Source organism: Modestobacter sp. NPDC049651, assembly GCF_040659695.1.
Lineage (GTDB): Bacteria > Actinomycetota > Actinomycetes > Mycobacteriales > Geodermatophilaceae > Modestobacter.
In genome coordinates this window covers 1-25,484 of sequence record NZ_JBFAOG010000023.1, presented here as the reverse complement: position 1 = coordinate 25,484, position 25,484 = coordinate 1, and the positions used below count along the sequence as shown (strand labels likewise).

Sequence of the window (25,484 nt, the reverse complement as noted above, 5' to 3'; positions counted from 1 at the left end):
CGGTGCTCAGGAGCGGGCGACGAGGTCCTCGATGGCCGCCAGCAGCGTGCGCACCGGGACGCCGGTGCCGCCCTTGGGCGTGCAGCCCCACGGGGAGCCGGTGTTGTACGCCGGGCCGGCGACGTCGATGTGCGCCCACGGCTGGCCGTCGGGGATGAACTCCTTGAGGAAGTGCCCGGCGACGAGCATCCCGCCGGACCGGTCGGACCCCGAGTTGGTGAAGTCCGCGGTGGCGGAGTCGATGCTGCGGCGCAGCTCCGGGGGCAGCGGCATGGCCCACATCGGCTCGCCGCTGCGCCGGCTGGCGGCGACCACGGTGTCGCGGAGGTCGTCGCTGCCCATCACGCCGGAGGTGCGGGTGCCGAGCGCGACCAGCTGCGCGCCGGTCAGCGTCGAGGTCTCGATCAGGTACGCGGGGGAGTCCTCCAGCGCCCGGACGATGGCGTCGGCCAGCACGACCCGCCCCTCGGCGTCGGTGTTGGTGATCTCCGACTTCTTGCCGTTGCGGAAGGTGACCACGTCGGCCGGCCGGTAGGCGGTGCCGCTGGGCAGGTTCTCCGCGATCGGCACGGTGGCGGTCACGTCGACCGGCAGGCCGAGCTCGGCGACCAGGCAGACCGTGGCGATGACCGCGGCGGCGCCGGCCATGTCGCTCTTCATGTCGGCCATGCCCGCGGCGGGCTTGATCGAGATGCCGCCGCTGTCGAAGGTGATGCCCTTGCCGACCAGCCCCACGCTGGTCTTCGCCTTCTTGCCCTTGTACTCCAGCCGCAGCAGCCGGGGGCCGCGCGCGGAGCCGCTCCCGACGGCGAGGATGCCGCCGTAGCCGCCGGCGGCCAGCGCCTTCTCGTCGAGCACCTCGACCGACAGGCCGGCCTTCTTGCCGGCGGCGGCGCCGCGGGCGGCGAGCTCCGCCGGGTACAGGTCGTTGGGCGGGGTGTTCACCAGGTCGCGGACGAGGGTGACGGCCGAGGCGACGGCGCGCACCCGGTCCAGCGCGGCCTTGGCGTCGCCGCTGTCGGGGACCACGAGCTCGAAGGAGGCCGGCGGCGTCGGCCGGTCAGCGGCCAGCCCGGACTTGTAGGCGGTGAACTCGTAGGCGCCGAGCAGGTGGCCCTCGCCGACGGCGTGCAGGCGGTCGGTGTCCGGGGTCCCGCCGACGGCGGCCAGCAGGGACACGACCGACGTCCGGCCGGTCAGCGCCCGGCTCGCCGCACCCGCGGCCCGGCGGACGGCCTCGGGGGAGTAGCCGCCGCCGGCCTGCGGGGCGCCGAGCCCGACGACCGCGACCACCGGGAAGGTGGACTGGCCGAACGTGGGCAGCCTGGTGACCTCGTCCTCTCCGCCCTTGGCGCCGAGGTCGGCCAGGGCGGTGAGCAGCCGGCCGCCGAGCAGCCGGTCGACGGCGTCCGCGCCGGGCGTGGTCAGCAGGCCGGCGGGCCCCTTCCCGACGCCGACGACGACGGCGTCGGCGGAGAGCTTCTCGAGCGGGCGGTCGGTGGCGGAGATCGTCGGCGGCACGGGGACGATCGTAAGGACGTCCTGAGGATCGCGTACGACCGGCGGGTGGTCACCGGCTAGGTTCTGGCCGGTGACCAGCCCGTTGCGTTCGCCCCTGCACGACCGGCACGTGGCCGCCGGTGCGAAGTTCGGCGACTTCGGGGGCTGGTCGATGCCGCTGGAGTACGCCGGCGGGGGAGTCCTCGCCGAGCACGCGGCGGTGCGGGAGGCGGCCGGGCTGTTCGACGTCTCGCACCTGGGCACCGCGACCGTGCGGGGCCCGGGCGCCGCGGCCTTCGTCGACTCGTGCCTGACCAACGACCTGTCCCGGATCCGTCCCGGCCAGGCGCAGTACACGTTCTGCTGCGTCGCCGACGGCGAACCGCAGGCCGGTGGCGTCGTCGACGACCTGATCGTCTACCTGCACGGGCCGGACGACGTGCTGCTGGTGCCCAACGCCGCCAACGCAGCGGAGGTGCTGGCCCGGCTGTCCGCCGCGGCCCCCGAGGGCGTGACCGTGACCGACCGGCACGCCGAGGTGGCGGTGCTCGCCGTGCAGGGCCCCCGCTCGGCGGAGGTGCTCGCCGCCGTCGGGCTGCCCGCGGACCTGGCCTACATGTCCCTCGCCACCGTCGAGCGCGAGGGCGCGGAGGTCACCGTCTGCCGCACCGGCTACACCGGCGAGCGCGGGTACGAGCTGCTCGTCGACGCCGGGCACGCCGGTGCGCTGTGGGACGCGCTGCTGGCCGCCGACCCGCAGCTGCGCGTCTGCGGGCTGGGCGCCCGGGACACGCTGCGCACCGAGATGGGCTACCCGCTGCACGGGCACGAGCTCTCCCGCGACATCAGCCCGCTGCAGGCCCGCGCCGGCTGGGCGGTCGGCTGGGGCAAGCCGGCGTTCTGGGGCCGGGAGGCGCTGCTCGCGGAGCGGGAGGCCGGCCCGGCGCGGGTGCTCGTGGGGTTGCGGGCCCCGGGCCGGGGGATCCCGCGGCCGGGCATGGCCGTGCTCGGGCCGGACGGCGCGGCGGTCGGCCAGGTCACCAGCGGCACGTTCTCCCCGACGCTGCGCACCGGCATCGCCCTCGCGCTGGTGGACGCCGCGGCGGGGCCGGCCGAGGGCGACGAGCTGGCGGTCGACGTCCGGGGCCGCCCGCAGCCGGTCGTCGTCCGGAAGCCCCCGTTCGTGGAGTCCCGCGTCCGCTAGCTGCGCTGCGTCTCCGGCTGGGTCGCCCCCTCCTTCGAGCCCTTCGGGGGCACCGGCGGGTCGGGCAGCTCGTCGGCGACGGTGGCGTTGCGGTGCCCCATCGGCTCCGGGTCGCCCGTGGTGGTGTCCTGAGCCGTCTGGTGCTCGACCTCCGCGTTGATCTCCGCGCCGAGCAGTACCAGGAAGACGCTGATCTGCAGCCACAGCATCAGCACGATGACGCCGGCGATGGCCCCGTACGTCTCGTTGTACGAGCCGAAGTTGTTGACGTAGAAGCTGAACACGAGGCTGACCGCGGCCCAGATGAGGGTGACGACGACCGAGCCGAGGCTCACCCAGCGGAACTTGGGGGCGTCGCGGTCCGGGGCGATCCGGTAGAGCACCGACAGCGCGCCGGACATCAGCGCCAGCAGCAGCACCCAGCGGACGACCTGGGCCAGCACCGTGCCGACGACGCCCAGCGGCAGCGCGTCGATCAGCGGCGGGAACACCGCGACCAGGCCGAAGGTGATCAGGACGAACACGATCGTGCCGAGGGTGAGCGCCAGCGACAGGGCGCGCAGCTTGACGAAGTTGCGGGTCTCCACCTCGTCGTAGGCGATGTTGACCGCCTTGACGAGGTTGCTGACCCCGCCGGAGGCGCTCCACAGCGCGGCCACGATCGAGATGACCAGCCCGATAGTGAGCGCCCCGCCGCTGCTGCTGGTGATGCTCTTCAGCTGGTCGCCGATGAGGTCGGCGGCACTCTCGGGGAGGTTGGCCGACAGCGACTCGATCTGGTCGGCGACGGTCTCCGGGGAGGCGACCAGGCCGTAGAGCGAGATGGTTGCCGTCAGGGTCGGCAGGATGGCGAGGAAGCCGAAGAACGCGACGCCGCCGCCGATGATCGGCATGTTGTCGGCGCCGTTCTCCGCCCACGCCCGCTTGAGGATCTGCAGCCAGCCGCGCCAGGGGATCTCGGTCGGCTTCTGCGCGTGCACGCCGGGCAGTTCGCCCTCGGCCGGGAGCCGGCGGGGGAGCGTCGCCGACGGGTCGGCGTGCGCGGGGCCGGCGTCCTTGCGCCCCTCCGGGTCGCCCGGGTGGGTGGCGGCCGGGGTCAGGTGGTGCGCGGCCCGGTCGGCCTCCGCCGCGCGCGCCTCCGCCGCCCGCCGGGCGGCCTTCTCCTCGACCCGTGCCCGGATGCGCTCGACCCGGCTGTGCGGGCGGCTGGTCTGGACCATCTGGCTTCCCCCTGCTCGCAGGACCCGGCGGGTCAGTCGCCCGGCCAGCTGCCGGTCAGCTTGGTGAAGCCCCGGGCCCCGGCCCGGTCGATCGCGGCCTTGGTGGCCGCGAAGATCGCGCCCTGGATGGCGGCGGCGAGGATGACCTCGGCGGTCCGGTACTCGCTCTGCAGCGCACCGGGGGCGTCGTCCTCGTGCGAGATCAGCTTCCAGACCTGCTTGAAGACCACGCCGGACAGCGTGCCGGCGAGCACGCCGCCGATCAGGCCGATCGGCCGGTAGGCGAGCTTCGCGCCCTTGCTCATCGCTTCTTCCTCCAGATGACCAGGCCCACGACGACGGCGACGAGGGCGGCGGCCGCCCCCAGCACCACCGGCGGGCTCTCGCGGTAGGTCTCCACTGCGGTGTCGCGGGCGCGCAGGGCGCCCTCCTTCGCCCGGGACGGGACGTCGAGGCGGTGGCTCAGCTCGTCGACGGTGCCGGCCAGCTGCGCGCGGGTGCGCTCGATGTCGGCGCGGATGGCGTCCGGTTCGGTCGGGCCGCTGACGTCGGGTGCGCCGGGCCCGTGCGCGCCCTCGGGGCGGGAGGTGCTCACCGCTGCACGCTCCCCTTGACCGCGGCGACGTCGGTCTTGAGGCTCGCGATCGTCTCGGTGGGCAGCGGCGGGGCCGCCGACTGCACGTCCTTCTTGCCCAGCAGCGCGAGCACGCCGGCGACCACGAACAGCACGACGGCGATGATCACCGCGGCCAGCCAGCCGGGGATGGCCGCGGCCAGGCCGAGGATCGCTGCGGTGATGAGCGCGTTGAGGCCCAGCAGCGCCACCAGCCCCGCGCCGCCGAACAGGCCGGCGCCGACGCCGAGCCGCTTGGCCTTGCCGGTGACCTCGGCCTGCGCGAGCCGCACCTCGTCGCGGACCAGCCGGGTGACCAGGTCGGGGAGCTCGCCGATCAGCTGGGCGGTGGAGGCGTTCTTCGGGTCCGGCGGAGGTGTCTCCGCACGGGTCGCACCGCCGCCCTGGGTGGGCTGGCTCATCGGGACCTCCGGGGGCTCGGGGGGCGTACCGAGAACCTCCATCCCCGGATGCCTTACCGCGTAAACCAAGATCGCCCGTGCCGCGGGGTGGTGGTGCTCGCTAGCCTCGCCCCATGACCACCCCGACCTGGACCTGGCAGCTGGAGGACCCCACCGGCGCGCCCGTCGACCCGGCCGAGCTGGGCGTGGAGGTGCCGGTCCTGGACAACCAGGGCGACGCCGAGTCGTGGCTGGGCGAGAACTGGCGCGACCTGCTCGAGCGGGGGATCGCCACGGTCACGCTGCTGGACGACGGCACGAAGGTGTACGGCCCGATGGGCCTGGCCGCTTCCTGACGACCGGGCCCACCGGGCCGGTGGTTCAGCCGCGGGCGGTCTGCGCCGGGTCGCGCTCGACGACGTCCCCGAGCACCTCGTCGATGCGGGTCAGCACCTCGGCCGGCAGCTGCACGCCGGCGGCCTCGACGTTGTCGTGCACCTGCTCGGGCCGCGAGGCGCCGATGATCGCGGCGGCGACGTTGCGGTTCTGCAGCACCCAGGCGATCGCGAGCTGGGCCATGGTCAGGCCGAGCTCGTCGGCGATCGGGCGCAGCTGCTGCACGCGGTCGAGCACGTCGTCGGTCAGGTAGCCCTGCATCGACCGGCCGACGGTGGCGTGCCCGCCCCGGCTGTCGGCGGGCGGCTGCTGGCCGGGCAGGTACTTGCCGGTGAGCACGCCCTGCGCCAGCGGCGACCAGACGATCTGGGAGAGGCCGTGCTCCTCCGACGCCGGCACGACCTCGGCCTCGATGACCCGCCACAGCATCGAGTACTGCGGCTGGTTGCTGATCAGCTGGACCTTCAGCTCGCGGGCCAGCTCGGCGGCGGCGGCGATCTCCTCGGCGCGCCACTCGGAGACGCCGATGTAGAGCACCTTGCCCTGCCGGACCAGGTCCGCGAACGCGGTCATCGTCTCCTCCAGCGGCACCGTGGAGTCGTACCGGTGCGCCTGGTAGAGGTCGACGTAGTCGGTCTGCAGCCGCTGCAACGACGCGTTGCAGCTCTCGATGACGTGCTTGCGGGACAACCCCTGGTCGTTCGCGCCGGGGCCGGTGGGCCAGTAGACCTTGGTGAAGATCTCCAGGCCCTCGCGGCGCTGGCCGGCGAGCGCCCGGCCGAGCACCGACTCGGCCTTGGTGCCGGCGTAGACGTCGGCGGTGTCGAACGTGGTGATCCCCGCGTCGAGGGCCGCGCGCACGCAGGAGTGGGCGGCGTCCTCCTCGACCTGGCTGCCGTGGGTGAGCCAGTTGCCGTAGGCGATCTCGGAGATGGTCAGGCCGGAACGGCCGAGTCGACGTGTCTGCACGTACGCCGACAGTACGTAGCCGGCCTCACGACCTCCGAGGCGCTAGGACAGCTCGGCGCCCGGGCCCACCTGGGCCTTGGGGAAGCGCCACTTGCGGGGCAGCGTCGTCCGGTTGATGCCGTACCACATGAGGGTGCGGTTGCTCTCCGGGTGGTTCGGGAACCGCTCGTTGACCAGCTTCTTGATCTTCCGGCCCAGGACGATCGAGTCGGCGACGATCAGCAGGAAGAAGAAGAACCACACCAGCGAGGCGTAGCCGCGCAGGTTGCCGCTGGGCACCGCGTAGCTGACCAGCAGCAGGACGGCGACCAGGAGGAACAGGCTGCCGACGTTCCGCCGCGAGTCGACGATGTCGCGGACCAGCTTCTTGCGCGGGCCCTGGTCCCGGGCGGGCAGCGCCCGGTCCTCGCCCCGGTTGGCCGCGGCGCGGCGGTCGGCGCCGGTGCCGCGCTGCTCGCGCATCCGCCGGAGGGCCTCCTTGCGGGTGGCCGGCGGCGGCGGGGGCGGCCCCTGCCGGCGGCCCTGGGCCTCGCTGCGCTTCGGCGTGGGCCGGCCCTTGCCCCCGGCGGCGGTCAGCTGGGCGGTGAGGTCGACCGCGGGGTCCGGGGTCGCCTCGGGCTCGGGACGGCGGCCGGGCAGACGGAGCTTCACGACGCCGATGCTACGTGGCGGACCCGGCGGTCCGGTGCCGTCGCGCCGGTGTGCTCCCCTGCACGGGTGCGGTGGGTCCCGCGACGGGGCGCGCCGCCGTACAGTGGGAAGCAGCTCCGCCCCGGCGGTGTTGGTCGTTGCGCGCGCATGCGCGACACCGCAGGACATCCTCGATGTGTGGGAGGACCACGACATGACCGTGCAGGACACGCAGGCCCCGGACACCACGAACGTGGTGCTCAGCGACCCCGCCGCCGCCAAGGTGAAGGCGCTGCTGGACCAGGAGGGCCGCGACGACCTGCGGCTGCGCATCGCCGTGCAGCCCGGTGGCTGCTCCGGTCTGCGGTACCAGCTCTTCTTCGACGAGCGCTTCCTCGACGGTGACCAGACCTACGAGTACGGCGGCGTCGAGGTGATCGTCGACCGGATGAGCGGTCCCTACCTCGGTGGCGCCGTGATCGACTTCGTCGACACGATCGAGAAGCAGGGCTTCACCATCGACAACCCGAACGCGCAGGGTTCCTGCGCCTGCGGCGACTCGTTCCACTGATCGCCGCGTAGGACCGGACGGAGCCCGGTTCCCCCTCGGGGGAGCCGGGCTCCGTCGCGTTCAGCGGGTGGTCGGTGCGCCCGACGGGACGGGCACCGGCAGGCCGGACGACGGCGCGGGCACCTGCGGGGTGAGCGTGCCGGCCGACGGGGCCGCCGACGGCGCGGTGCGCTCGGGCGTGGTGGACGCCGGTGCGGTCGGCGTCCCGTCGTCGTCCCCGCTGGTGCAGCCGGCCAGCGCGCCCAGCGCCGCCGCGATCGCGACGGCGGACGACACCAGCCGGCGCCGGGTCACAGCCGGACCGGGTAGTGCGGCTCGGGGATCGACGGGCTGATCCGCTCCTCGACGAAGATGCCGTGCCAGATCATGAAGACCAGCACCTCCCACACCTGCCGGGCGACCCGCTTGCTGGGCACCTCGGCCTCGCGCAGCCGGTCGAGCAGGGTCAGCACGTGCGCGCGGTCCAGCCACTCGTCGGTCTGGCTGTCCTTGACCACGGCCTGGGCCCAGTCGTGCAGCGGGCCGGCGAGGAAGTCGGCGGTGGGCACCGGGAAGCCCAGCTTGCGCCGGTTCATGATCCGCGGCGGCACGATCAGCTTCATCGCCTGGCGCAGCGCGTACTTGGTCGCATCGCCCTTCGCCGGCACCCGCATCTCGACCGGCAGGCTGCTGGCCAGCGCGAAGACCTCGGGGTCCAGGAACGGCACCCGCAGCTCCAGGGAGTTGGCCATGGTGATCTTGTCGGCCTTGACCAGGATGTCGCCGCGCAGCCAGGTGAACAGGTCGACGTACTGCATCGCGGTGACGTCGTCGTAGCCGGCCGCCCGGGCCTGCCGGTAGAACTCGGCGGTGACCTGGACGTGGCTGAGCTCCGGGTCGCGGCCCGGCATGATCTGCGCGAGCTCCTCGGCGTTGAGGTTGCGGGCGTTGCCGTAGTACCGCTCCTCGAGCGGGATCGACGCCCGGCGCAGCAGGTCCTGGCCGCGGACGCCCTCGGGCACCGCGCGGGCCAGCCGGCCGAGCGCCCCGCGCCCGGCCGACGGCAGCTTGCTCGCCCAGCCGAGGCTGATCGGCTCGCGGTAGATGGTGTAGCCGCCGAACAGCTCGTCGGCGCCCTCACCGGAGAGCACGACCTTGACGTGCTTGCGCGCCTCGCGGGCGACGAAGTACAGCGGCACCAGGGCGGGGTCGGCGACCGGGTCGTCGAGGTACCAGACCACCGCGGGGATGGCCTCGGCGAACTCCTCGGCCGTCACCTCGACCGGCACGTGCTTGACGCCCAGGATCGCGGCGGACTCCGCGGCGATCTCCACCTCGGAGGTGGCCTCGCGGCGGAACCCGACGGTGAAGGTGACCAGGTCGGGGTTGTAGCGGTGGGCCAGCGCGGCGATCGCCGTCGAGTCGATGCCGCTGGACAGGAAGGACCCGACCGGGACGTCGGCGCGCATGTGCTTGGCCACCGAGTCGTCGAGCACCTCGGCGATGTGGTCGAACAACGCCTGCTCGCCGCCGCGGGGGACCGGGCGCGGCCGGAACTCCGGCTCGAACCAGCGCTTCGTGCGCAGCTCGCCGCCCGCGACGGTGAAGCTGGTGCCGCTCTCGATCCGCCGGATGTTGCGGTGCAGGGTCGCGGGCTCCGGGACGTACTGCAGCGTCAGGTAGTGCTGCAGCGAGGTGGCATCGACCCCGCCGGCCGCCGCGCTGCCGCCGAGGACCTCCAGCAGCGCCTTCTTCTCCGAGGTGAAGGCGATCGCGCCGTCGGCCAGCCGCGCGGTGAACAGCGGCTTGATGCCGAACGCGTCCCGGGCGCCGAACGCCGTCCCGGTGTGGGTGTCCCAGATGACGAACGCGAACATGCCGCGCAGCCGCGGGACGACGTCCTCACCCCAGTGGTGGTACCCGGCGACGATCGCCTCGGTGTCGCCCTCGGTGGCGAACTCCGCGCCCAGCGCCTTCAGCTCCTCGCGGAGCTCCAGGTAGTTGTAGATCTCGCCGTTGAAGATGATCCGGTAGCGCCCGGCGTAGGGCAGCGGCTGCGGGCTGCCCTCGATGTCGATGAGCGCCAGCCGGTTGAAGCCCAGCACCGTGTTGCGGTCGTACCAGACCTCACGGTCGTCGGGACCGCGGTGGCGCAGGCACTGCAGCGCGTGCCGGACGCCGTCGATCCGCTGGTCGTCGACGCGCTCGGCGTCGGTGGACAGGTAGGCCAGCAGGCCGCACATGCGCGGGGTTCTCCAGAGGTGGGGGGGGGGGGGGCGGGGGAGCGCCGGTCAGAGCGGCTGGCCGGCGCGGACGCGCGCCGAGACGCGGCGCTCGGCCACGAACGACACGAAGGGGACGACCCCGGCCAGCAGCACCAGGGCCGTGCCCTTGGCGGTGAAGCGCGCCTTGAGCGCCAGCTCGAACGCCGTCACCAGGTAGACGATGTAGAGGAAGCCGTGCACGGGGGACACGACCTTCGAGACCTCGGGGATGCCGGCCGCGTAGCGCAGCGGCACAGCGACCAGCACGAGGACCAGCAGCATCACGCCGACCACCCAGGCCATCACCCGGTAGCGGGTCAGCGCGGCGGCGGTCTTCGCCGGCAGGCCGGCGGCGAGGGGCTCAGCGACCACTGTCGACCTGCTGTCCGAGGGCCTTCTCGTTGAGCTCGGCCAGGTAGGCGTTGTAGGCAGCCAGTTCGGGGTCTCCGGTGGTGTCGATGCGGGGGCGCTGGTACAGCACGACGGAGTTGCCCGGGTGGTCGTCGGCCGGGTCGCGCTTGTACTCGTCACGGACCATGCGCAGGTAGAAGCCCAGGCCCATGAACCCGTAGAGCGGCCACTGCAGCGCGTAGCTCCAGTTCACCGCGCCGCCGCCGTTCTCGGCCTTGGACAGCTGCCAGTACCCGGCGAAGAAGGTGCCCACGAACAGGGCCGCGACGAGCAGGTGCATGAGCACCCACTTGAACGTCAGCAGGCGTCTGTACACGCCCTCGATGCTAGCTGCCCCCGTCGGCCGCCGGGCGTGCTCCGCGCCACCCCGGGCGCCGCGCGCCGCCGTGCGGGGCCGGTGAGCAGCAGGGGGATCCGGCGGCGGGACGGTGCCCCCGCGCCGGAGCGGCGCGCCGCTCCGCCCGACCCAGGGACGCCGCGCGGGCTCGGCTAGTCTCAGCGAGACTTGTGATCGCAACGGCCAGACCTCCGGGAGCACCCGGGGAGAGCGCCGGTAGGACCACGTGGCGCCGCCACGCGGGGGATGAGGAGGCAGCGGGCAGTGGCTCGACGGAGCAAGCTCGCGCGGCTCGCCGCGCTCGGTGGGCTGGGGATGCTCAGCCTGAGCGCCTGTGACGCCCCGAACAACGCCTTCTGGCGGTTCGGTTGGCCGGAGGGCGTCACCGACCAGGCCGAGGAGATGCGCAACCTCTGGACCGGGTCGGTCATCACCGCCCTGATCGTCGGCATCCTCGTGTGGGCGCTGATCTTCTGGGCGATGATCCGCTACCGGAAGCGCGGCGACGAGCTGCCGCGGCAGACGGCGTACAACCTGCCGCTCGAGGTCGTCTACACGATCATCCCGTTCATCATCGTCGCGGTGCTGTTCTTCTTCACGGTGAACACCCAGAACGACGTCCAGGCGCGCAGCGACGACCCGGACGTGACGATCGCGGTGAACGCGTTCAAGTGGAACTGGCAGTTCGTCTACCCGGACACCACCGACGACAACGGCGGCACGCCGGTCTCGACGGTCGGGACGACGAACGAGATCCCGATCCTGGTGCTGCCGACCAACCAGGACATCCGGTTCGAGCTGGCGTCCGCCGACGTCATCCACTCGTTCTGGGTGCCGGAGTTCCTCTTCAAGCTCGACGTCATCCCGGGCAACGACAACGGCCGGGACAACGTCTTCCAGGTGCGGGTGCGCGAGGAGGGTTCCTACGTCGGCCGCTGCGCCGAGCTGTGCGGCACCTACCACGCGTTCATGAACTTCGAGGTCCGGTCGGTCAGCCCGGCCGACTACGACAGCTACCTCGCCGCTCGCGAGCGGGGGCTGTCGACCCACGACGCGCTGGAGAGCATCGGCCAGCCGGGCGACTCGACCACGACGCTGCCGTGGGACCTCGGCAAGGACGAGCAGCGTGACAACACGAAGTGACCTGACCGGCACTGCGCCGGTCCCGACGACGGGCAAGGGGGAGGAGCGGCCGTGAAGGTCGAAGCGCTCATCTTCAATCTGATCACGCTCTTCTGCGTCGCCGCAGCGTTCGTCTACGGCTTCTGGGCGAAGGAGCCGATCGGCACGACGGCGCTGGCGCTGTCCGGTGGCCTGACGGCCCTCATCGGCGGGTTCTTCTGGTTCGTCAGCCGACGGATCGACCCCCGCCCCGAGGACCGCAAGGACGCCGAGATCGCGGACGGCGCCGGCGAGCTGGGCTTCTTCAGCCCGGGCAGCTACTGGCCGTTCGGCATCGCCCTCTCAGCGGGCTGGATGGGCCTGGCGCTGGCCTTCTACTACCCGTGGATGATCGTGGTCGGCGGTGCGGCGCTGCTGATCACCGTCGGCGGCCTGCTGTTCGAGTACTACGTGGGGCAGAACGCCCACAGCTGAGCCCGCTCAGCCCACCAGAAGGGCCCCTCCCGGTCAGCCGGGAGGGGCCCTTCTGCGTTCCCGGGCCGCTTGGTCGCCGCGGGTGGGACGTGATCACCCCGGGCCCGGCGTTGCGTCCCGCCCGCCGAGGCAACGCCGCCCCCGGGCTGATCAGGAGGGCGAGCTGGGGAGGCCGACAGCACGCCCGGTGGTGCGGGAGCGTGGGCCGCCGCTGCTGTGGTCGTCCCGGGCCGACCTCCGCGGGGCCGCTCGGCGCGGCCCGCCGTGTCGACCCTGCGCACGCCGGCGGCACCGACTCGGTGGGCACCGCCGGCCCGAGCGTCGTCATCCCGGACAGCGGGCGCGGAGGGCCAGCGCGAGGGCCTTGGAGTGGCAGTCAGCGCCCGGCGTTGCCTCCCGGCCGCTGAGGCAACGCTCGACCCGAGCTGCCCACGTGAGCCCTGAGGGCCGGCGGCGTCGCCCGAGCGTCCTCGGCCCGACGGGTGTCCTCGGCCCGACGGGTGGGTGCGGAGCGTCCGCGTGCGGAGCCTGAGCCGGTCGTCAACGCCCCAGCGTCGGCGCAGGTGGTGGGGGGAGGGGAGAGGGCGCAGGGAACGCGACAGGGCCCCGGCGGGAAGATCCCGCCGGGGCCCTGTCGGTGTGCCGGGTGCTGCGTCAGTCGCGCGGCTCCTGCGGCCGGCCACCCTCGGAGGGACGGCCCGAGCCGGTGAGCTCGCGGCTGGCGTGCTCGGCCTCGAGACCGCGCGCCTCGCGCTCGGCCGCCGCCTGCACGGCGGCCGGCTCCTCGATCGGCCGGAAGAAGCCCTTGATCGCGCGGCGGGCGCCACCGACCTGGTTCATCTTCTTCGGGACCGAGGCGCCGCCGTAGGCCAGCGTGCCGTGGCCGTGCTCGTCGACCGGGCCCAGGGGCTGGTGGACCTCGATGAACTCACCGTGCGGCAGCCGCCGGATGACACCGGTCTCGATGCCGTGCTCGAGCACCTCGCGGTCGTGCCGCTCCAGACCCAGGCAGATCCGGTAGGTCAGCGCGTAGGCGATGGGCGGCAGGATCACGAAGCCGAGCCGGCCGAACCACGTCATCGCGTTCAGGCTGATGTCGAACTTGTCCGCGACGATGTCGTTGCCACCGGTGATCAGCAGCACGCCGTAGGCGACCAGCGCCATGACGCCCAGCGAGGTGCGCACCGGGGTGTCACGGGGCCGCTGGAGCAGGTGGTGGCTGGCGGTGTCGCCGGTGACCTTGCGCTCGATGATCGGCCAGAGGGCCAGCGCACCGAACATCAGGCCCGGGATGCCCAGGGCGCCCCAGAGGACCGGCGGGATGTGGTAGCCCCACAGGTGGATCTCCCACGGGGGGAACATGCGCGCGCCGCCGTCGATGAACCCGATGTACCAGTCCGGCTGCGAACCGGCGGAGACCTGCGACGGGTTGTAGGGGCCGAACAGCCAGAACGGGTTGATCTGGACCAGGCCGCCGAGTGCGGCGCAGACCCCGAACACCATGAAGAACAGCGCTGTCGCCTTCCCGGCGAAGACCGGGAAGAGGCGGTGCCCGACGACGTTGTGCTCGGTCCGGCCGGCGCCGGGGAACTGCGTGTGCTTCTGCTTCACCAGGACGGTGAGGTGCAGCGCGATCAGCGCGAGGATGACCGCCGGGATGATCAGCACGTGCAGGATGTAGAGCCGGCCGATGATCAGCTCGCCGGGGAAGTCCCCACCGAAGACGGTGAAGTAGACCCACGTCCCGATCACCGGGATGGAGAGGAACACCGCCGAGAAGATCCGCAGGCCCGTGCCCGACAGCAGGTCGTCGGGGAGGGTGTACCCGGCGAAGCCCTCGAGCATGGCCAGCACCAGCAGCACGATCCCGATGAACCAGTTGGTCTCACGGGGCCGGCGGTAGGCGCCGGTGAAGTAGATGCGCAGCAGGTGCAGCACGATCGCCGCGACGAACAGCAGTGCGGCCCAGTGGTGCATCTGGCGGATCATCAGGCCGCCGCGGACGTCGAACGAGATGTTCAGCGTCGACTGGTAGGCCGCGGACATCTCCACGCCGCGCAGGGCGTCGTAGACGCCGTTGTAGCTGACCTCCTGCATGGAGGCGTCGTAGAAGAACGTCAGGTACGTGCCCGACAGCAGCAGGACGACGAACGAGTAGAGCGCGATCTCGCCGAGCAGGAACGACCAGTGGTCCGGGAAGACCTTGTTCAGGGTGCGGCGGACCCAGCCGGAGATCGGGATCCGGTCGTCGATCTCCAGCGCCGCGGTTCCGACCAGCGTGGTCGGCCGCGTGGGTGTCGGGGTGGTGGCCATCAGCTGGACCTTCCGCTGTCGATGCGTCCGATGTTCCAGAACGAGGGCCCGACGGGCTCCGGGAAGTCACCGCGGGCGACGAAGTAGCCCTCGTCGTCCAGGGCCAGCGGCAGCATCGGCAGGCGGCGGGTCGCCGGGCCGAAGACCGGCTTGGCGCCATCGGTGACGTCGAACTGCGACTGGTGGCACGGGCAGAGGATGCGCCCGGTCTCCTGCTCGTACAAGGAGACGGGGCACCCGGCGTGCGTGCAGATCTTCGAGTAGGCGACGTAGTCGCCGTACGGGAAGTCCGTCTGGCCGGCCGGCGGCTGCAGGTCCTGCAGCTGGTCGGGGCGCAGGCGGATCAGCATGACCGCGGCGTCGGCGGCCTTGTTGCCGTGCTCCACCGCGGGGAACACGGTGGCCAGCGAGCCGGGCTGCTGGTCGGCGGGCCGGATCGGGGTGCCGTCGTCGCGCAGCAGCCGGACGCCGTTGGCCCACGGGGTGGTGCCGAGCGGGTTGCCCTTGTTCGGGTTCTTGATCAGACCGCCGATGGGCAGGATCAGCATCAGGCCGAACGCGCCGCCGACGAAGCCGAGCGACCGGGTGAGGAACTTCCGGCGCTTGAAGTCGGCGTTGTGGTACGTCTGCAGCAGGGTCGAGGAGGTGGTGACCCGGTCGAAGTGCGAGCCGTCGTGCTTGTCCTGCACCGCGGTCTCGTGCGGCAGCAGGTTCTTCACGAACAGCACCAGGCCGACGCCGACGAAGATCAGCGCGAGGCCCATGGTGGCGCCGAGGAGCGGCGTGTACAGCGCGCCCCAGGTGTTGTTGCCGCCGGCGTTCCACTTCCAGTCCGGGAGGAACCAGTTGGAGCCGAAGTAGACGACGGCGAACAGCAGCGCGAAGACGCCGGCCAGGGTGAACGCGGCGGCGACCTTGCGGACCTCGCGGCGCTCCTGCGGGCTGCCGGGCCGCGGACCGGGCTCGACGTGCAGGATCTCGACGCCGTCGTAGCGGGCACCGAGCCGGTCCAGCTCGAGGCGGTCCATCGCCGCGAGCTGCTCCGGCGTGTAGTCGTCGTCCGGACCGCCGTGCAGCGGCCCGGGGACGTCGGCCCCGCCCCCGGAACCGGGGCGGTCGTGGGTGGTGCTCACGCGTTCTCCTCGATGGCGCAGGGGCGGCGGGTGGCGGACTCGGTCACGGCGCCTTCGTCCCCATCCAGAAGATGCCGAACAGCAGCACACCCACGCCGACGGTCCACATGACCAGGCCCTCGGCGACCGGGCCGACGCGGCCCACACCGGCGCCGCCGGGGTCGGCCTGCGCCTTCATCGTCTGGACGTAGTTGATGATCGCCCGCTTCTCGCTCGGGTCGAGCTGGTTGTCACCGAAGACCGGCATGTTCTCCGGGCCGGAGAGCATCGCCGCGTAGATCGTCAGGTCGTTGGCCTCGCTCAGCGAGGGGGCGCGCTTGCCCGACGAGAGGGCGCCGCCCTCACCGGTGAAGTTGTGGCACTGGGCGCAGTTGAGCCGGAACAGCTCACCGCCCTCGGCCAGGTCGCCGTCCCGCAGGTCGCCGGAGGGCAGGGTGGGGCCGCCGCCGTTGGCCTGGATGTAGGCCATCAGCTGGTCGATCTCCTCGTCGGAGAAGACCGGCGGGCGCTCGGCCGCCTGGGCCTCCTGGCGCACCAGCGGCATGCGGCCGGTGTGCACCTGGAAGTAGACCGACGCGCTGCCGACGCCGATCAGCGACGGACCCCGCTTGCTGACGCCCTGCAGGTTGGAACCGTGGCAGGTGATGCAGCTCCGGGTGTAGATGTCGCGACCCGCGTCGACGGCCGAGTTGAAGGTCGGCCCGTCGTCGGCGGCGCTCGCCCCGGGGGCGACCACCGAGTAGCCGACGCCGGTGAGCACCAGCGCGGCCATGAGGCCGGCGACGTTCGCCAGGCGGCGGCGCTGCTTGGAGCGGCGGCGGTCCCGGGCGGCGGCGGCCGGCGTGCCGGCCGACGGGCGCCGGCGGGAGCTCAGCAGCCCGCGGCGAGGACGGGCATCGGACGACGAGTTCGTGGTGGACACCCTGTCCCTACTTGATCAGGTAGATCGTGGCGAAGAGCCCGATCCACACGACGTCGACGAAGTGCCAGTAGTAGGAGACCACGATCGCCGAGGTCGCCTGGGCTGGCGTGAATCGGCCCATGGTGGACCGGATGAGCACGTAGACGAAGGCCACGAGGCCGCCGATCACGTGCAGCGCGTGGAACCCGGTGGTCAGGTAGAAGACCGAGCCGTAGGTCGACGACGAGATGGTCGTGTCGTGGTTCACGATCAGGTTGCGGTACTCGTTGGCCTGACCGAGGACGAACGCGAGGCCCATCGCGAACGTGATGGTGAACCAGCGGCGCAGGCCGTAGACGTTGCCGACCTCCGCGGCGAAGACGCCCAGCTGACAGGTGACCGAGGAGGCCACCAGGATCAGCGTGAACGTCAACGCGTACGGGACGTCGAGCTCCGTGGGCTCCGGCGGCCACGGGTTGCCGTGGCGGGCGCGCGCGGTGAAGTACATGGCGAACAGGCCGGCGAAGAACATCAGCTCGCTGGCGAGCCAGACGATCGTGCCGACGCTGACCATGTTCGGTCGGGTCAGGGAGTGCACCCGCGAGGTGTCGAAGGTGCCGCTCGCCACGGGGGCCGTTGTCACGAGGTCATCATGGCATCGCGACAGGTTCCCCACGACGCGGGGTGGATGGGCGCGCCGCAGGGGGTGACGGTCGTCGGTGCAGGTACGGGGCGTCCGCCTCGGCGAACACGCACCGTCGCTGCCGCAGGGTCCGGGTGCACCCTCAGGATCGTTGCGCAATCGTTGCGTTGTGCGCAACCGAAACCGGCGCGTCGTGCACGGCGGGGTGGGGCCGGGCCGGGGCACTAGGCTGCGCCCCGTGAGCGACGTCGCCGTGCCGGCCACCGTGCTGGTGTTCAGCCAGCGGGCCGAGGTCCGCGCCGCCGTCCGGGCCGCCCTGGGCGCCCACCCGGCCGCCGACGTGGGTCCGGTCACCTACCTCGAGTGCAGCACCGGCGACGAGGTCGTCGCCGCGGTGGACGCCGGGGGCGTCGACCTCTGCGTGCTCGACGGTGAGGCCCAGCCCACCGGCGGCATGGGCATCAGCCGCCAGCTGCGCTCGGAGATCGCCGACTGCCCCGCGCTGGTCGTGCTGATCGCCCGGCAGGCCGACCGGTGGCTGGCGCACTGGTCGCTGGCCGATGCCACGCTGGCCTACCCGGTCGACCCGCTGACCGCCCCCGAGGTGGTGGCGGGCCTGCTGCGCGAGCGCGTCGCGCAGCGTCCCGCCGTGCGCCGCTGACGCCGTGGCGGTTCCTGCTCCCTCCGGTCCCCCCACGTGGCCGGGCCTGCTCGGCCGGCTGACCCGCGGCGAGGACCTCGCCGCCGAGGACACCCGCTGGGCCATGCGCCAGGTGATGACCGGTGACGCCACACCCGCGCAGATCGCCGGTCTGGTGGTGGCGCTGCGGGTGAAGGGGGAGACCCCCCAGGAGGTCCTCGGCCTCGCCGCCACGATGCTCGACCAGGCCACCGCCGTGCGGCTGACCCGCGACTGCGTCGACATCGTCGGCACCGGCGGCGACGGCGCCCAGACGGTCAACATCTCCTCGATGGCGGCCGTCGTCACCGCGGCCGCCGGCGTCCCGGTGGCCAAGCACGGCAACCGGGCGGCGTCGTCGAAGTCCGGTTCGGCGGACGTCCTGGAGGCGCTGGGCGTCGTCATCGACCTGCCTGCCGAGGGTGTCGCGCGGTGCGTGGAGGAGGCCGGGATCGGGTTCTTCTTCGCGCCGGTGTTCCACCCCGGGTTCCGCTTCACCGCCGCGCCGCGGCGGGAGCTGGGGATCGGCACGGTGTTCAACTTCCTCGGCCCGCTGACCAACCCGGCCCGGCCGGTGGCCGGCGCCATCGGGTGCGCCGACGCCCGGATGGCACCGGTGCTCGCCGAGGTGCTGGCCGCACGCGGCAACCGGGCGCTGGTGTTCCGCGGTGACGACGGGCTCGACGAGCTGACGACGGGCACCACGTCGTCGGTGTGGGTGGTCCGCGACGGGCAGGTCGTGGCGGAGCGGCTGGACCCCACGGCGCTGGGCATCAGCCCGCCCGGGCCGGACGCGCTGCGCGGTGGCGACCCCGCCCACAATGCGGCGGTGTTCCGGTCGCTCGTGGCGGGGGAGCGCGGCCCGGTGCGGGACGCGGTCCTGCTCAACGCCGCCGCCGCGCTGGCCGCCTTCGACCCCCGCGGCGGGCGGCTGCACGACGTGCTGGCCGACGGGCTGGCCCGCGCGGCGGCCGCGGTCGACGACGGCCGTGCCCGGGCCACCCTCGACGAGTGGGTGCGGGTCAGCCGGGCAGCGCGCGCCCGGTCCTGAGGCTGCGCTAGTCGGCGGACTCGAAGCCGATGGAGAACGCCGCCTCCAGGTCGTGCCGCGAGTAGGTGCGGAACGCGATGTGGGTGGCGGTGTCCAGGACGCCGGGCACCTTGTTGATCCGCCCGGCGATCACCTGGGCGATCTCCTGGAACTCGCGGACCCGGACGAGGGCGACCAGGTCGACGTCCCCGGCCACCGAGTAGACCTCGCTGACCCCCTCGAGCGCGGCGACGGCCTCGGCGACCTCGCCGATCGAGTCGGTCGCGGCGTCGATCATCACGATGGCGGTGATCACGACCGGGATGCTAGCCCGGCCCGGGCGCGACCGCGGCGGGTGCGCCGCCCCTCGCCGGGGGCCGCGGGGGTGACCCGGTCGGGCTGGCTGCGGGTGCGCAGCGACCGGCCGTCGGAGAACGGGTCCTGCTCGGCGCGGCCGGCCTCGACCCGCGCGAGGAACGCGCTGTAGTCGCCGGTGCCGGGGGTGCGGCTGGCGAGCGTGCCGGTGACGTCGACCAGCCGGGTGCCGGCCTTCTCCAGCCAGCGCAGCACCAGCTCGGTCTCGTCGACGGTGGCCGCGAGCTCGCCGTCCGGGCCCAGCGGGGTCTCGGCGGTGGCGCGCAGCGACTCGAGGACGGCACGCACCGACCGCCCGCGCCCGGCCACCCCGGCCGCGACCAGCCGGCCGCGGCGGACCACCGACAGCTGCCAGCCGCCCCCGCCGTCGGGCCGGGCGAGCACCATCTCCGGCACGGCGGCCAGCGACTCCAGCCGCTGCCGGCGCCGGACGGCGCGCACCAGGACGGCGGCCCGGTCGCGCAGCACGGCGGCGTCCTCGTAGCGGCCCTCGGTGGCCAGCCGGTCGACGCGCTCGAGCAGCGGGCCCACCAGGTCCCGCGGGTCGGACTCGACGGCCGCGGCGAAGACGGCGGCGACGGCCGCGTACTCCTCCCGGCTCTGCGCGCCGGTGCACGGTGCTCCGCACCGCCCCATGCCGGCCAGCGCGCACGCGGTGCCGGTGCCGCCCACCGGCAGCCGCCCGGCGCACTGCCGCAGCGGCAGCGACTCGTGCACGGCGGCCACCGCGGCGTCGGCGGCGCGGCGGTCGGGGAACGGGCCGAGGAACACCCCGCCGTCCGGGCGCACCCGGCGGACCACCGACAGCCGGGGGAAGGGCTCCTCGGTGAGCCGCACCCACAGCGCGCGCTCGGGGAACCGGGAGCGCTTGTTGTAGCGGGGTTTGTGCTCGGCGATCAGCCGCAGCTCGCGCACCGCTGCCTCCAGGTCGTGGGCGCAGGGGAGCGCCTCGACCCGCTCGGCCAGCCGGATCATCTCGGTCATCCGGCTGCGCTGCTCGCCGGCGGAGAAGTAGCTGCGGACCCGGCTGCGCAGGTCCGCCGACGTCCCGACGTAGAGCGGCTCGTCGCGGGGGCCGCGGAACACGTAGACGCCCGGACCGTTCGGCACCTGGTCGGCGAGGTGCCGCTTCCGGCGCCGCTCGGGGTCGACCTGCCGGGTCAGGCCGGTGAGCTCCTCCAGCGAGGTGATGCCCAGCGGGCCCAGCCGCTCGAACAGCCCGTGCAGCACGTCGACGGTGGCCCGGGCGTCGGCGAGCGCGCGGTGGCAGGGCTCGGTGCTGGTGGAGAAGTAGGGAGCGAGGGTGGCCAGCTTGCAGTTGGGCACCTCGTCGCGGGTGAGCAGCCGGCGGGCGAGCACCGCCGTGTCGACGGAGGCGAACGCCGGCCAGGGGGTGCCGGTGGCCGCCGCCGCGGCCTTGAGGAAGCCGAGGTCGAACGGGGCGTTGTGGGCGACGAGCACCGCGCCGCGGGCGAACTCAAGGAACGCGGGCAGCACCGCGTCGATCCGCGGGGCCGTGGCCACCATCGTGGTGGTGATCCCGGTGAGCACGCTGATGTACGGCGGGATGGCGCAGCCGGGGTCGACGAGGGTCTGGAACTCGCCCAGCACCTGCCCGCCGCGCACCTTGACCGCGCCGATCTCGGTGATCGCGCTGTCGTTCGGCGAACCGCCGGTGGTCTCCAGGTCGACGACCACGAAGGTGACGTCGGCCAGCGGCGTGCCCAGGTCGTCGATCAGCAGCTGGGTGGCCGGCCGCGGGGACAGCGGCGGACGGCTGGCCGGGAGGGGGACGGTGTTTCCGGGTGGCACGGGGCGGACGGTAGGTCGGGGGTCGGACAGTCCGGGGGAGACCCGCCGCGGACCGCGTCCCCGCCGGCCTCCGGGGGGCGGTCGGGCCGGGAATGTCGGTGGGTGCTCCTAGCGTCCGCAGGCGTTGGACCGACCCGAGAGATGAGGAGCCGCCGTGCTCATCGACTGCGACACCTGCACCGTCCGCGGTCAGGGCTGCGACGACTGCGTGGTCACCGTGCTGCTGGGGGCACCCCCCGGCTGGCAGGGGCACGACCCGACGGTCGTCCCGCTGACCCCCCGCGCCGAGGCCGTCACCGAGCGGCCGGACGCGCCGCCCGCAGCCGCCCCGGCGGTCGTCGAGCTCGACGACGTCGAGCACCGGGCGGTCCGGGCTTTGGCAGACTTCGGCCTGGTTCCGCCGTTGCGTCATCAGGATGCGTCGCGGACACGCCGCGAGCCCGGCGAGCGCAGGAACCGCCACGTGAGTTGATGAATCGCACGCGTGTGATTCGGCAGGTCCTGGTGCGATTTTGACGTTTGACGGGTCTTGGTCTCAGCCAGGTCACGGCCCTAACGTCGCTGGTGTCCGGCCGGAGCGTCACCACAGAGGGTGACCGCGGGAGGACACCGCCGAGTCGTCCGGCCGCCGCAGCGGCCGGGTGGACCGGGACCCATCACAGCACACGGACGAGTTCTCGCGCGCCCTGGAACAGGGCGCGAACGCGCCAGCGTCGACGCGTGAGAGACAGGCGGGCTCCGTGCCCGCCCGCTCCCGGTCAGCTGGCCCGGTCGGCGGTCGCCGAGTCCAGAACGGAGCCCCGCCGCCCGTGGCGCGTCGTCAGCTGCCCCGCCGGTCCGTCCCGGTCCCGTCCGTCGCCGACGAGGGGACGCCGGCCCGCGCCGGGTCCCGTGCCCGCCGGGCGCGCGCCGGACTGCTCGGATGCACCGTCACCGGTCTGGCCGCGGTGCTGGCGCTGACCGTCGCCCCGGGCACCGCGCAGGCCGCGCCGGACTCCCGCGCGACGAAGGCCACCACGGCCGAGCAGGCGACCCAGCTGGCCGGCGAGGCCGGCCAGCGGCTGGAGGCGGTGACCGAGGAGGTCAACGAGGCGCAGACCGAGCTGGCCGCCCAGCAGAAGGCGGTCGTGCAGGCCGGCCGTGCCGTCGACGACGCGCACGCCCAGCTGGCCGCCCTCGACGGCCAGATGCGGCAGGTCGCCCGCAGCGCCTTCACCGGGCAGAACATGTCCCGGTTCAACGCGCTGATGACCAGCAGCTCCGCCGAGGCGTTCCTCGACCAGGTCAGCACGCTGGACGCCATCGCCGGCCACACGAACGACGTCCTCACCCAGGTCGCCGAGGCCGCCCGGGCCGCCGAGCAGGCCAAGGCGGACGCCGAGGCCGCGGCCGCGAAGGCCGCGCAGACCGTCGACGCGGTGAAGGCCAAGCAGGCCGACCTCAAGAGCCAGATCGCCGACTACCGGGCGCAGTTCGACGCCCTCTCGGCGGCCCAGCAGCAGGCGGTCGTCACCCGGGTCGCCGGGCCCGAGCTCGCGCCGCCGGCGAAGGTGACCGCGAACAGCCAGGCCGCGCAGAAGGCCGTCGACACCGCGCTCGCGCACGTCGGTGAGCCCTACGTCTGGGGCGCGGCCGGTCCCAACGCCTTCGACTGCTCGGGGCTGACCCAGTACGCCTACGCCGCCGCGGGCGTCACGCTCCCGCACTCGAGCAAGACGCAGTCGACGATGGGCACCCCGGTGGCCCGGGCCGACCTGCAGCCCGGTGACCTCGTCTTCTTCTACAGCCCGGTCAGCCACGTGGGCATGTACATCGGCAACGGCCAGATGGTGCACGCCTCGACGTTCGGCAAGCCGGTCGTGGTGACCAGCGTCGACATGAAGGGCTACGTCGGCGCCCGCCGGTTCGTCGGCTGACGCGCCGGTGAGCAGGGGGTGGGACCGGGCACCGGCCTCGTCACGGGCCTGCCGGGGACCGCACAGGCACCGCACCTAGGCTGCCCGCCGTGAGTGCCCGCCGGATCGCGTTGCTGGTGGCGGTCCTGGTGGGCGCCGCGGTGGCCGTGGTCATCGCAGTCGCCACCCCGTGGCACCTGCTGCCCACGCCGCCCGGCGGCTGGACCCCGGTCGACCCGGGCACCGCGTTCACCCCCGAGCAGACCGCGCGCGCCGAGGCGTTCGCGTCGGCGCTCCGGCCGGCGTCGCTGGCCAACACGGTGATCAGCCTCGTCGTCGCGGGCCTGCTCGGCCTCACCCGCGCCGGGAGCTCGCTGGCCCGCCGGCTGGCCCGTCCGCTCGGCGGCGGCTGGGGCTGGCAGGTGCTGCTCGGCGTGCTGGCGCTGACCCTGGTCGGCCGGCTCGCGACGCTCCCGCTGTCGGTCTACGGCGGCGTGATCCGGCACCGGTACGGCCTGTCGACCAGCAGCTGGGGCCTGTGGGCGCGGGACGTCGCCACCAACACCGGCATCGACGCCGCGGTGAGCGCGCTCGTCGTCCTGCTGCTGGTGCTGCTCGTCCGCCGCGCGCCGCGCACCTGGTGGGCGTGGGCCTCGGGGGCGGCGGCCGTGCTCGTGGTGATCGGCTCGTTCCTCTACCCGGTGGTCATCGAGCCGGCGTTCAACAGGTTCGAGCCCCTGCCGGCCGGCCAGCTGCGCACCGACCTCTTCGCGCTGGCCGAGCGCAGCGGCACCCCCGTGCAGGAGGTGCTGGTCGCCGACGCCAGCCGGCGGACCACGGCGCTGAACGCCTACGTGTCCGGGTTCGGCTCCAGCCGCCGGATCGTCGTCTACGACAACCTGCTCGACGAGCTGCCCGACGACGAGATCGAGTCGATCGTCGCCCACGAGCTCGGCCACGTCGCCGCCGACGACGTGCTGGTCGGCACGCTGATCGGCGCCCTCGGCGCCGCCGCCGGGGTGGCGTTCCTCGGCTGGCTGCTGCAGCTCACCCCGCTGCTGCGCCGGGCGGGCGTGGAGTCGCCGGGCGACCCGGCGGTGGTCGGGTTGGTGCTGTTCCTGGTCGGCGCCGCGACGCTGGTCTCCACCCCGGTGCAGGGCGTGTACTCCCGGCACATCGAGGCCCGCGCCGACCGGCACGCCCTGGACCTCACCCGCGACCCGGACGCCTTCATCGCCGTCCAGCGGCGGCTGGGCACCGCGAACCTGTCCGACCCCAGCCCGCCCGGGGTGTGGCAGTGGTTCTACGGCACGCACCCCACGACGCCGCAGCGGATCGCGTTCGCGCTGGACTGGGCGAAGGTGCACGGGGTGCCGGTGGACGACCGGTGAGCCGCACGCTCGTCGTCACCAACGACTTCCCGCCCCGGCAGGGCGGCATCCAGACGTTCGTCGCCGCGCTGCTGGCCACCCGGCCCCCGGACTCGCTGGTGGTCTACGCCTCGGACTCCCCGGGCTCGGCCGCGCACGACGCGACGCTGCCCTACCGGGTGGTCCGGGCCGGGACGTCGATGCTGCTGCCCACCCCGGCCGCCACCCGGCAGGCCGCCGCGCTGGCCCGCGAGCACGGCTGCGACACCGTGTTCTTCGGCGCGGCCGCGCCGCTGGGCCTGATGAGCCCGGCGTTGCGCCGCGCGGGCGTGCGGCGGCTGGTCGGGGCCACCCACGGGCACGAGACCGGCTGGGTGGCGCTGCCCGGAGCGCGGGCGATGATGCGCCGGATCGCCACCGGGCTGGACGTGCTGACCTACATCAGCGCCTACACGCAGGGGAAGCTGGCGCCGGTGCTCGCCGGCCGGACGACGATGGCCCAGCTGTCACCGGGCGTGGACGTCGACCGCTTCCACCCCGGCGTCGACGGCACCACCGTCCGCGAGCGGTACGGCCTCGGCGACGCCCCGGTCGTGGTCTGCGTGTCCCGGCTGGTGCACCGCAAGGGCCAGGACGTGCTCGTGGAGGGCTGGTCGCAGGTGCTCGCCCGGCACCCGCGGGCGCGGTTGCTGCTGGTCGGCGGCGGTCCGCTGGAGCAGCGGCTGCGGCGGACGGTCGCCGAGCGGGGGCTCGGGAGCTCCGTCGTCCTCACCGGTGGTGTGCCGGCCGGTGAGCTGCCCGCGCACTACGCCGCCGGCGACGTGTTCGCGATGCCGTGCCGCACCCGGCGGGGCGGCCTGGACGTCGAGGGCCTGGGCATGGTGTTCCTCGAGGCGGCCGCCTGCGGGAAGCCGGTGGTGGCCGGCACGTCCGGCGGGGCGCCGGAGACGGTGCGGGAGGGGGAGACCGGGCACGTCGTCGACCCGCGGTCGCCGGCGGCGGTCGCCCGGGTGCTCGCCGACCTGCTCGACGACCCGGCCCGGGCCCGGGCGATGGGGGCCGCGGGCCGGGCCTGGGTCGAGCAGCGCTGGTCGTGGACGACGATCGCCGGCACCTTCGCCGAGCTGCTGGGGGGCTAGCGGAGTGGGGGGGGGGGGGGGGGGGGGGACGGTAACCAACGCCAAAAAAAAGGTGTTACCCCACACCCACCGACCGGAAAAAAAAAAAAACCACCCCCCCCAT

General features: G+C 73.5%; 28 protein-coding genes. 11 read left to right on the top strand and 17 right to left on the bottom strand.

The genetic code is table 11. The features are described from left to right. Positions 1-6: 6 nt before the first annotated feature. On the bottom strand, positions 7-1,521 hold the full coding sequence (locus tag AB0J00_RS20880) for a leucyl aminopeptidase (protein WP_357748710.1): 1,515 nt from the start codon (positions 1,519-1,521) through the stop codon (positions 7-9). A gap of 70 nt (positions 1,522-1,591) precedes the next feature. Between AB0J00_RS20880 and gcvT the strand changes: the two genes are divergently transcribed. Next, positions 1,592-2,704 (top strand): glycine cleavage system aminomethyltransferase GcvT, encoded by a 1,113-nt coding sequence (gene gcvT / locus AB0J00_RS20875; protein ID WP_357748708.1) that lies wholly within the window; start codon positions 1,592-1,594, stop codon positions 2,702-2,704. On the opposite strand, the gene AB0J00_RS20870 is transcribed toward gcvT, so the two are convergent. From AB0J00_RS20870 to AB0J00_RS20855, 4 genes are read right to left on the bottom strand one after another with little or no spacing between them, the layout of a single operon-like run. Then, on the bottom strand, positions 2,701-3,924 hold the full coding sequence (locus tag AB0J00_RS20870) for a YihY/virulence factor BrkB family protein (RefSeq protein WP_357748706.1): 1,224 nt from the start codon (positions 3,922-3,924) through the stop codon (positions 2,701-2,703). The two genes, gcvT and AB0J00_RS20870, sit on opposite strands and share 4 nt — an antisense overlap. Before the next feature lie 32 nt (positions 3,925-3,956). Beyond that, on the bottom strand, positions 3,957-4,229 hold the full coding sequence (locus AB0J00_RS20865) for a DUF4235 domain-containing protein (protein WP_357748704.1): 273 nt from the start codon (positions 4,227-4,229) through the stop codon (positions 3,957-3,959). Beyond that, positions 4,226-4,519, bottom strand: a complete 294-nt coding sequence (locus AB0J00_RS20860; RefSeq protein ID WP_357748702.1) for a DUF3618 domain-containing protein — start codon at positions 4,517-4,519, stop codon at positions 4,226-4,228. Before AB0J00_RS20860 ends, AB0J00_RS20865 begins: the two co-directional genes overlap by 4 nt. Then, a complete protein-coding gene (locus AB0J00_RS20855; RefSeq protein ID WP_357748700.1) occupies positions 4,516-4,959 on the bottom strand; it encodes a phage holin family protein in 444 nt (147 codons plus the stop codon). Before AB0J00_RS20855 ends, AB0J00_RS20860 begins: the two co-directional genes overlap by 4 nt. A 113-nt stretch (positions 4,960-5,072) precedes the next feature. Between AB0J00_RS20855 and AB0J00_RS20850 the strand changes: the two genes are divergently transcribed. Continuing rightward, complete coding sequence (locus AB0J00_RS20850; protein ID WP_357748698.1) at positions 5,073-5,294, top strand: hypothetical protein; 222 nt, start codon at positions 5,073-5,075, stop codon at positions 5,292-5,294. Positions 5,295-5,319: 25 nt separating this feature from the next. Here the strand turns inward: AB0J00_RS20850 and AB0J00_RS20845 are convergent, their stop codons facing one another. Next, complete coding sequence (locus tag AB0J00_RS20845) at positions 5,320-6,303, bottom strand: aldo/keto reductase family protein (RefSeq protein WP_357748695.1); 984 nt, start codon at positions 6,301-6,303, stop codon at positions 5,320-5,322. 42 nt (positions 6,304-6,345) lie between these two features. Then, on the bottom strand, positions 6,346-6,954 hold the full coding sequence (locus tag AB0J00_RS20840) for a DUF3043 domain-containing protein (protein WP_357748692.1): 609 nt from the start codon (positions 6,952-6,954) through the stop codon (positions 6,346-6,348). A 193-nt stretch (positions 6,955-7,147) separates the two neighbouring features. Here AB0J00_RS20840 and AB0J00_RS20835 point away from each other — a divergent pair, with 193 nt between their 5' ends. Further along, positions 7,148-7,504 (top strand): iron-sulfur cluster assembly accessory protein, encoded by a 357-nt coding sequence (locus tag AB0J00_RS20835; protein ID WP_357748690.1) that lies wholly within the window; start codon positions 7,148-7,150, stop codon positions 7,502-7,504. Between the two features lie 60 nt (positions 7,505-7,564). Here AB0J00_RS20835 and AB0J00_RS20830 read toward each other — a convergent pair whose 3' ends face one another. Genes AB0J00_RS20830 through AB0J00_RS20815 form a run of 4 tightly spaced genes read right to left on the bottom strand, consistent with a single transcriptional unit; the run spans position 7,565 to position 10,474 of the window. Then, positions 7,565-7,798 carry a hypothetical protein gene (locus AB0J00_RS20830; protein WP_357748688.1) on the bottom strand — a complete coding sequence of 78 codons (234 nt, stop codon included), beginning with the start codon at positions 7,796-7,798 and terminating at the stop codon, positions 7,565-7,567. Continuing rightward, on the bottom strand, positions 7,795-9,726 hold the full coding sequence (asnB, locus tag AB0J00_RS20825) for an asparagine synthase (glutamine-hydrolyzing) (protein ID WP_357748686.1): 1,932 nt from the start codon (positions 9,724-9,726) through the stop codon (positions 7,795-7,797). Before asnB ends, AB0J00_RS20830 begins: the two co-directional genes overlap by 4 nt. Before the next feature lie 48 nt (positions 9,727-9,774). Next, complete coding sequence (locus AB0J00_RS20820) at positions 9,775-10,119, bottom strand: DUF3817 domain-containing protein (protein ID WP_357748683.1); 345 nt, start codon at positions 10,117-10,119, stop codon at positions 9,775-9,777. After that, a complete protein-coding gene (locus AB0J00_RS20815) occupies positions 10,109-10,474 on the bottom strand; it encodes a metalloprotease (protein ID WP_357748680.1) in 366 nt (121 codons plus the stop codon). Before AB0J00_RS20815 ends, AB0J00_RS20820 begins: the two co-directional genes overlap by 11 nt. A 285-nt stretch (positions 10,475-10,759) precedes the next feature. On the opposite strand from AB0J00_RS20815, the gene coxB reads away from it, so the two are divergent. Next, a complete protein-coding gene (gene coxB, locus AB0J00_RS20810) occupies positions 10,760-11,638 on the top strand; it encodes a cytochrome c oxidase subunit II (RefSeq protein ID WP_357748678.1) in 879 nt (292 codons plus the stop codon). Positions 11,639-11,689: 51 nt separating this feature from the next. Next, positions 11,690-12,091 (top strand): cytochrome c oxidase subunit 4, encoded by a 402-nt coding sequence (locus AB0J00_RS20805; RefSeq protein WP_357748676.1) that lies wholly within the window; start codon positions 11,690-11,692, stop codon positions 12,089-12,091. Between the two features lie 654 nt (positions 12,092-12,745). Here the strand turns inward: AB0J00_RS20805 and AB0J00_RS20800 are convergent. The 4 genes from AB0J00_RS20800 to AB0J00_RS20785 are packed head-to-tail and all read right to left on the bottom strand — an operon-like array spanning position 12,746 to position 17,081. Continuing rightward, on the bottom strand, positions 12,746-14,404 hold the full coding sequence (locus AB0J00_RS20800; protein ID WP_357748673.1) for a cytochrome bc complex cytochrome b subunit: 1,659 nt from the start codon (positions 14,402-14,404) through the stop codon (positions 12,746-12,748). Then, entirely contained in the window at positions 14,404-15,537 is a 1,134-nt protein-coding gene (locus tag AB0J00_RS20795; protein WP_357748671.1) for a Rieske 2Fe-2S domain-containing protein, read from the bottom strand. The genes AB0J00_RS20800 and AB0J00_RS20795 overlap by 1 nt, the downstream gene beginning before the upstream one ends. A 43-nt stretch (positions 15,538-15,580) precedes the next feature. Next, the gene (locus tag AB0J00_RS20790) at positions 15,581-16,459 is read right to left on the bottom strand and encodes a cytochrome c (RefSeq protein WP_357748669.1); all 879 of its coding nucleotides are present in this window, start codon (positions 16,457-16,459) and stop codon (positions 15,581-15,583) included. A gap of 7 nt (positions 16,460-16,466) precedes the next feature. Then, positions 16,467-17,081 (bottom strand): heme-copper oxidase subunit III, encoded by a 615-nt coding sequence (locus AB0J00_RS20785; protein WP_357748667.1) that lies wholly within the window; start codon positions 17,079-17,081, stop codon positions 16,467-16,469. 238 nt (positions 17,082-17,319) lie between these two features. On the opposite strand from AB0J00_RS20785, the gene AB0J00_RS20780 reads away from it, so the two are divergent. Continuing rightward, positions 17,320-17,742 carry a hypothetical protein gene (locus tag AB0J00_RS20780; protein ID WP_357748664.1) on the top strand — a complete coding sequence of 141 codons (423 nt, stop codon included), beginning with the start codon at positions 17,320-17,322 and terminating at the stop codon, positions 17,740-17,742. Positions 17,743-17,746: 4 nt separating this feature from the next. Next, complete coding sequence (trpD, locus tag AB0J00_RS20775; RefSeq protein WP_357748661.1) at positions 17,747-18,811, top strand: anthranilate phosphoribosyltransferase; 1,065 nt, start codon at positions 17,747-17,749, stop codon at positions 18,809-18,811. A 7-nt stretch (positions 18,812-18,818) separates the two neighbouring features. On the opposite strand, the gene AB0J00_RS20770 is transcribed toward trpD, so the two are convergent. Together AB0J00_RS20770 and AB0J00_RS20765 are read right to left on the bottom strand one after the other, a co-directional pair. Further along, entirely contained in the window at positions 18,819-19,106 is a 288-nt protein-coding gene (locus AB0J00_RS20770; RefSeq protein ID WP_357748658.1) for an Lrp/AsnC ligand binding domain-containing protein, read from the bottom strand. Beyond that, a complete protein-coding gene (locus tag AB0J00_RS20765; protein WP_357748656.1) occupies positions 19,103-20,977 on the bottom strand; it encodes a DEDD exonuclease domain-containing protein in 1,875 nt (624 codons plus the stop codon). Before AB0J00_RS20765 ends, AB0J00_RS20770 begins: the two co-directional genes overlap by 4 nt. 154 nt (positions 20,978-21,131) lie before the next feature. Here AB0J00_RS20765 and AB0J00_RS20760 point away from each other — a divergent pair, with 154 nt between their 5' ends. The 4 genes from AB0J00_RS20760 to AB0J00_RS20745 all read left to right on the top strand — a co-directional run bounded on the left by AB0J00_RS20760 (position 21,132) and on the right by AB0J00_RS20745 (position 25,381). After that, the gene (locus AB0J00_RS20760; RefSeq protein ID WP_357748653.1) at positions 21,132-21,449 is read left to right on the top strand and encodes a hypothetical protein; all 318 of its coding nucleotides are present in this window, start codon (positions 21,132-21,134) and stop codon (positions 21,447-21,449) included. A 337-nt stretch (positions 21,450-21,786) separates the two neighbouring features. Beyond that, positions 21,787-22,893 carry a C40 family peptidase gene (locus AB0J00_RS20755; RefSeq protein ID WP_357748650.1) on the top strand — a complete coding sequence of 369 codons (1,107 nt, stop codon included), beginning with the start codon at positions 21,787-21,789 and terminating at the stop codon, positions 22,891-22,893. A gap of 89 nt (positions 22,894-22,982) precedes the next feature. Then, positions 22,983-24,263, top strand: a complete 1,281-nt coding sequence (locus AB0J00_RS20750) for a M48 family metallopeptidase (protein ID WP_357748648.1) — start codon at positions 22,983-22,985, stop codon at positions 24,261-24,263. After that, positions 24,260-25,381: a glycosyltransferase family 4 protein gene (locus AB0J00_RS20745; protein WP_357748645.1), complete on the top strand. Its 1,122-nt coding sequence runs from the start codon at positions 24,260-24,262 to the stop codon at positions 25,379-25,381. Before AB0J00_RS20750 ends, AB0J00_RS20745 begins: the two co-directional genes overlap by 4 nt. Positions 25,382-25,484 lie beyond the last annotated feature (103 nt).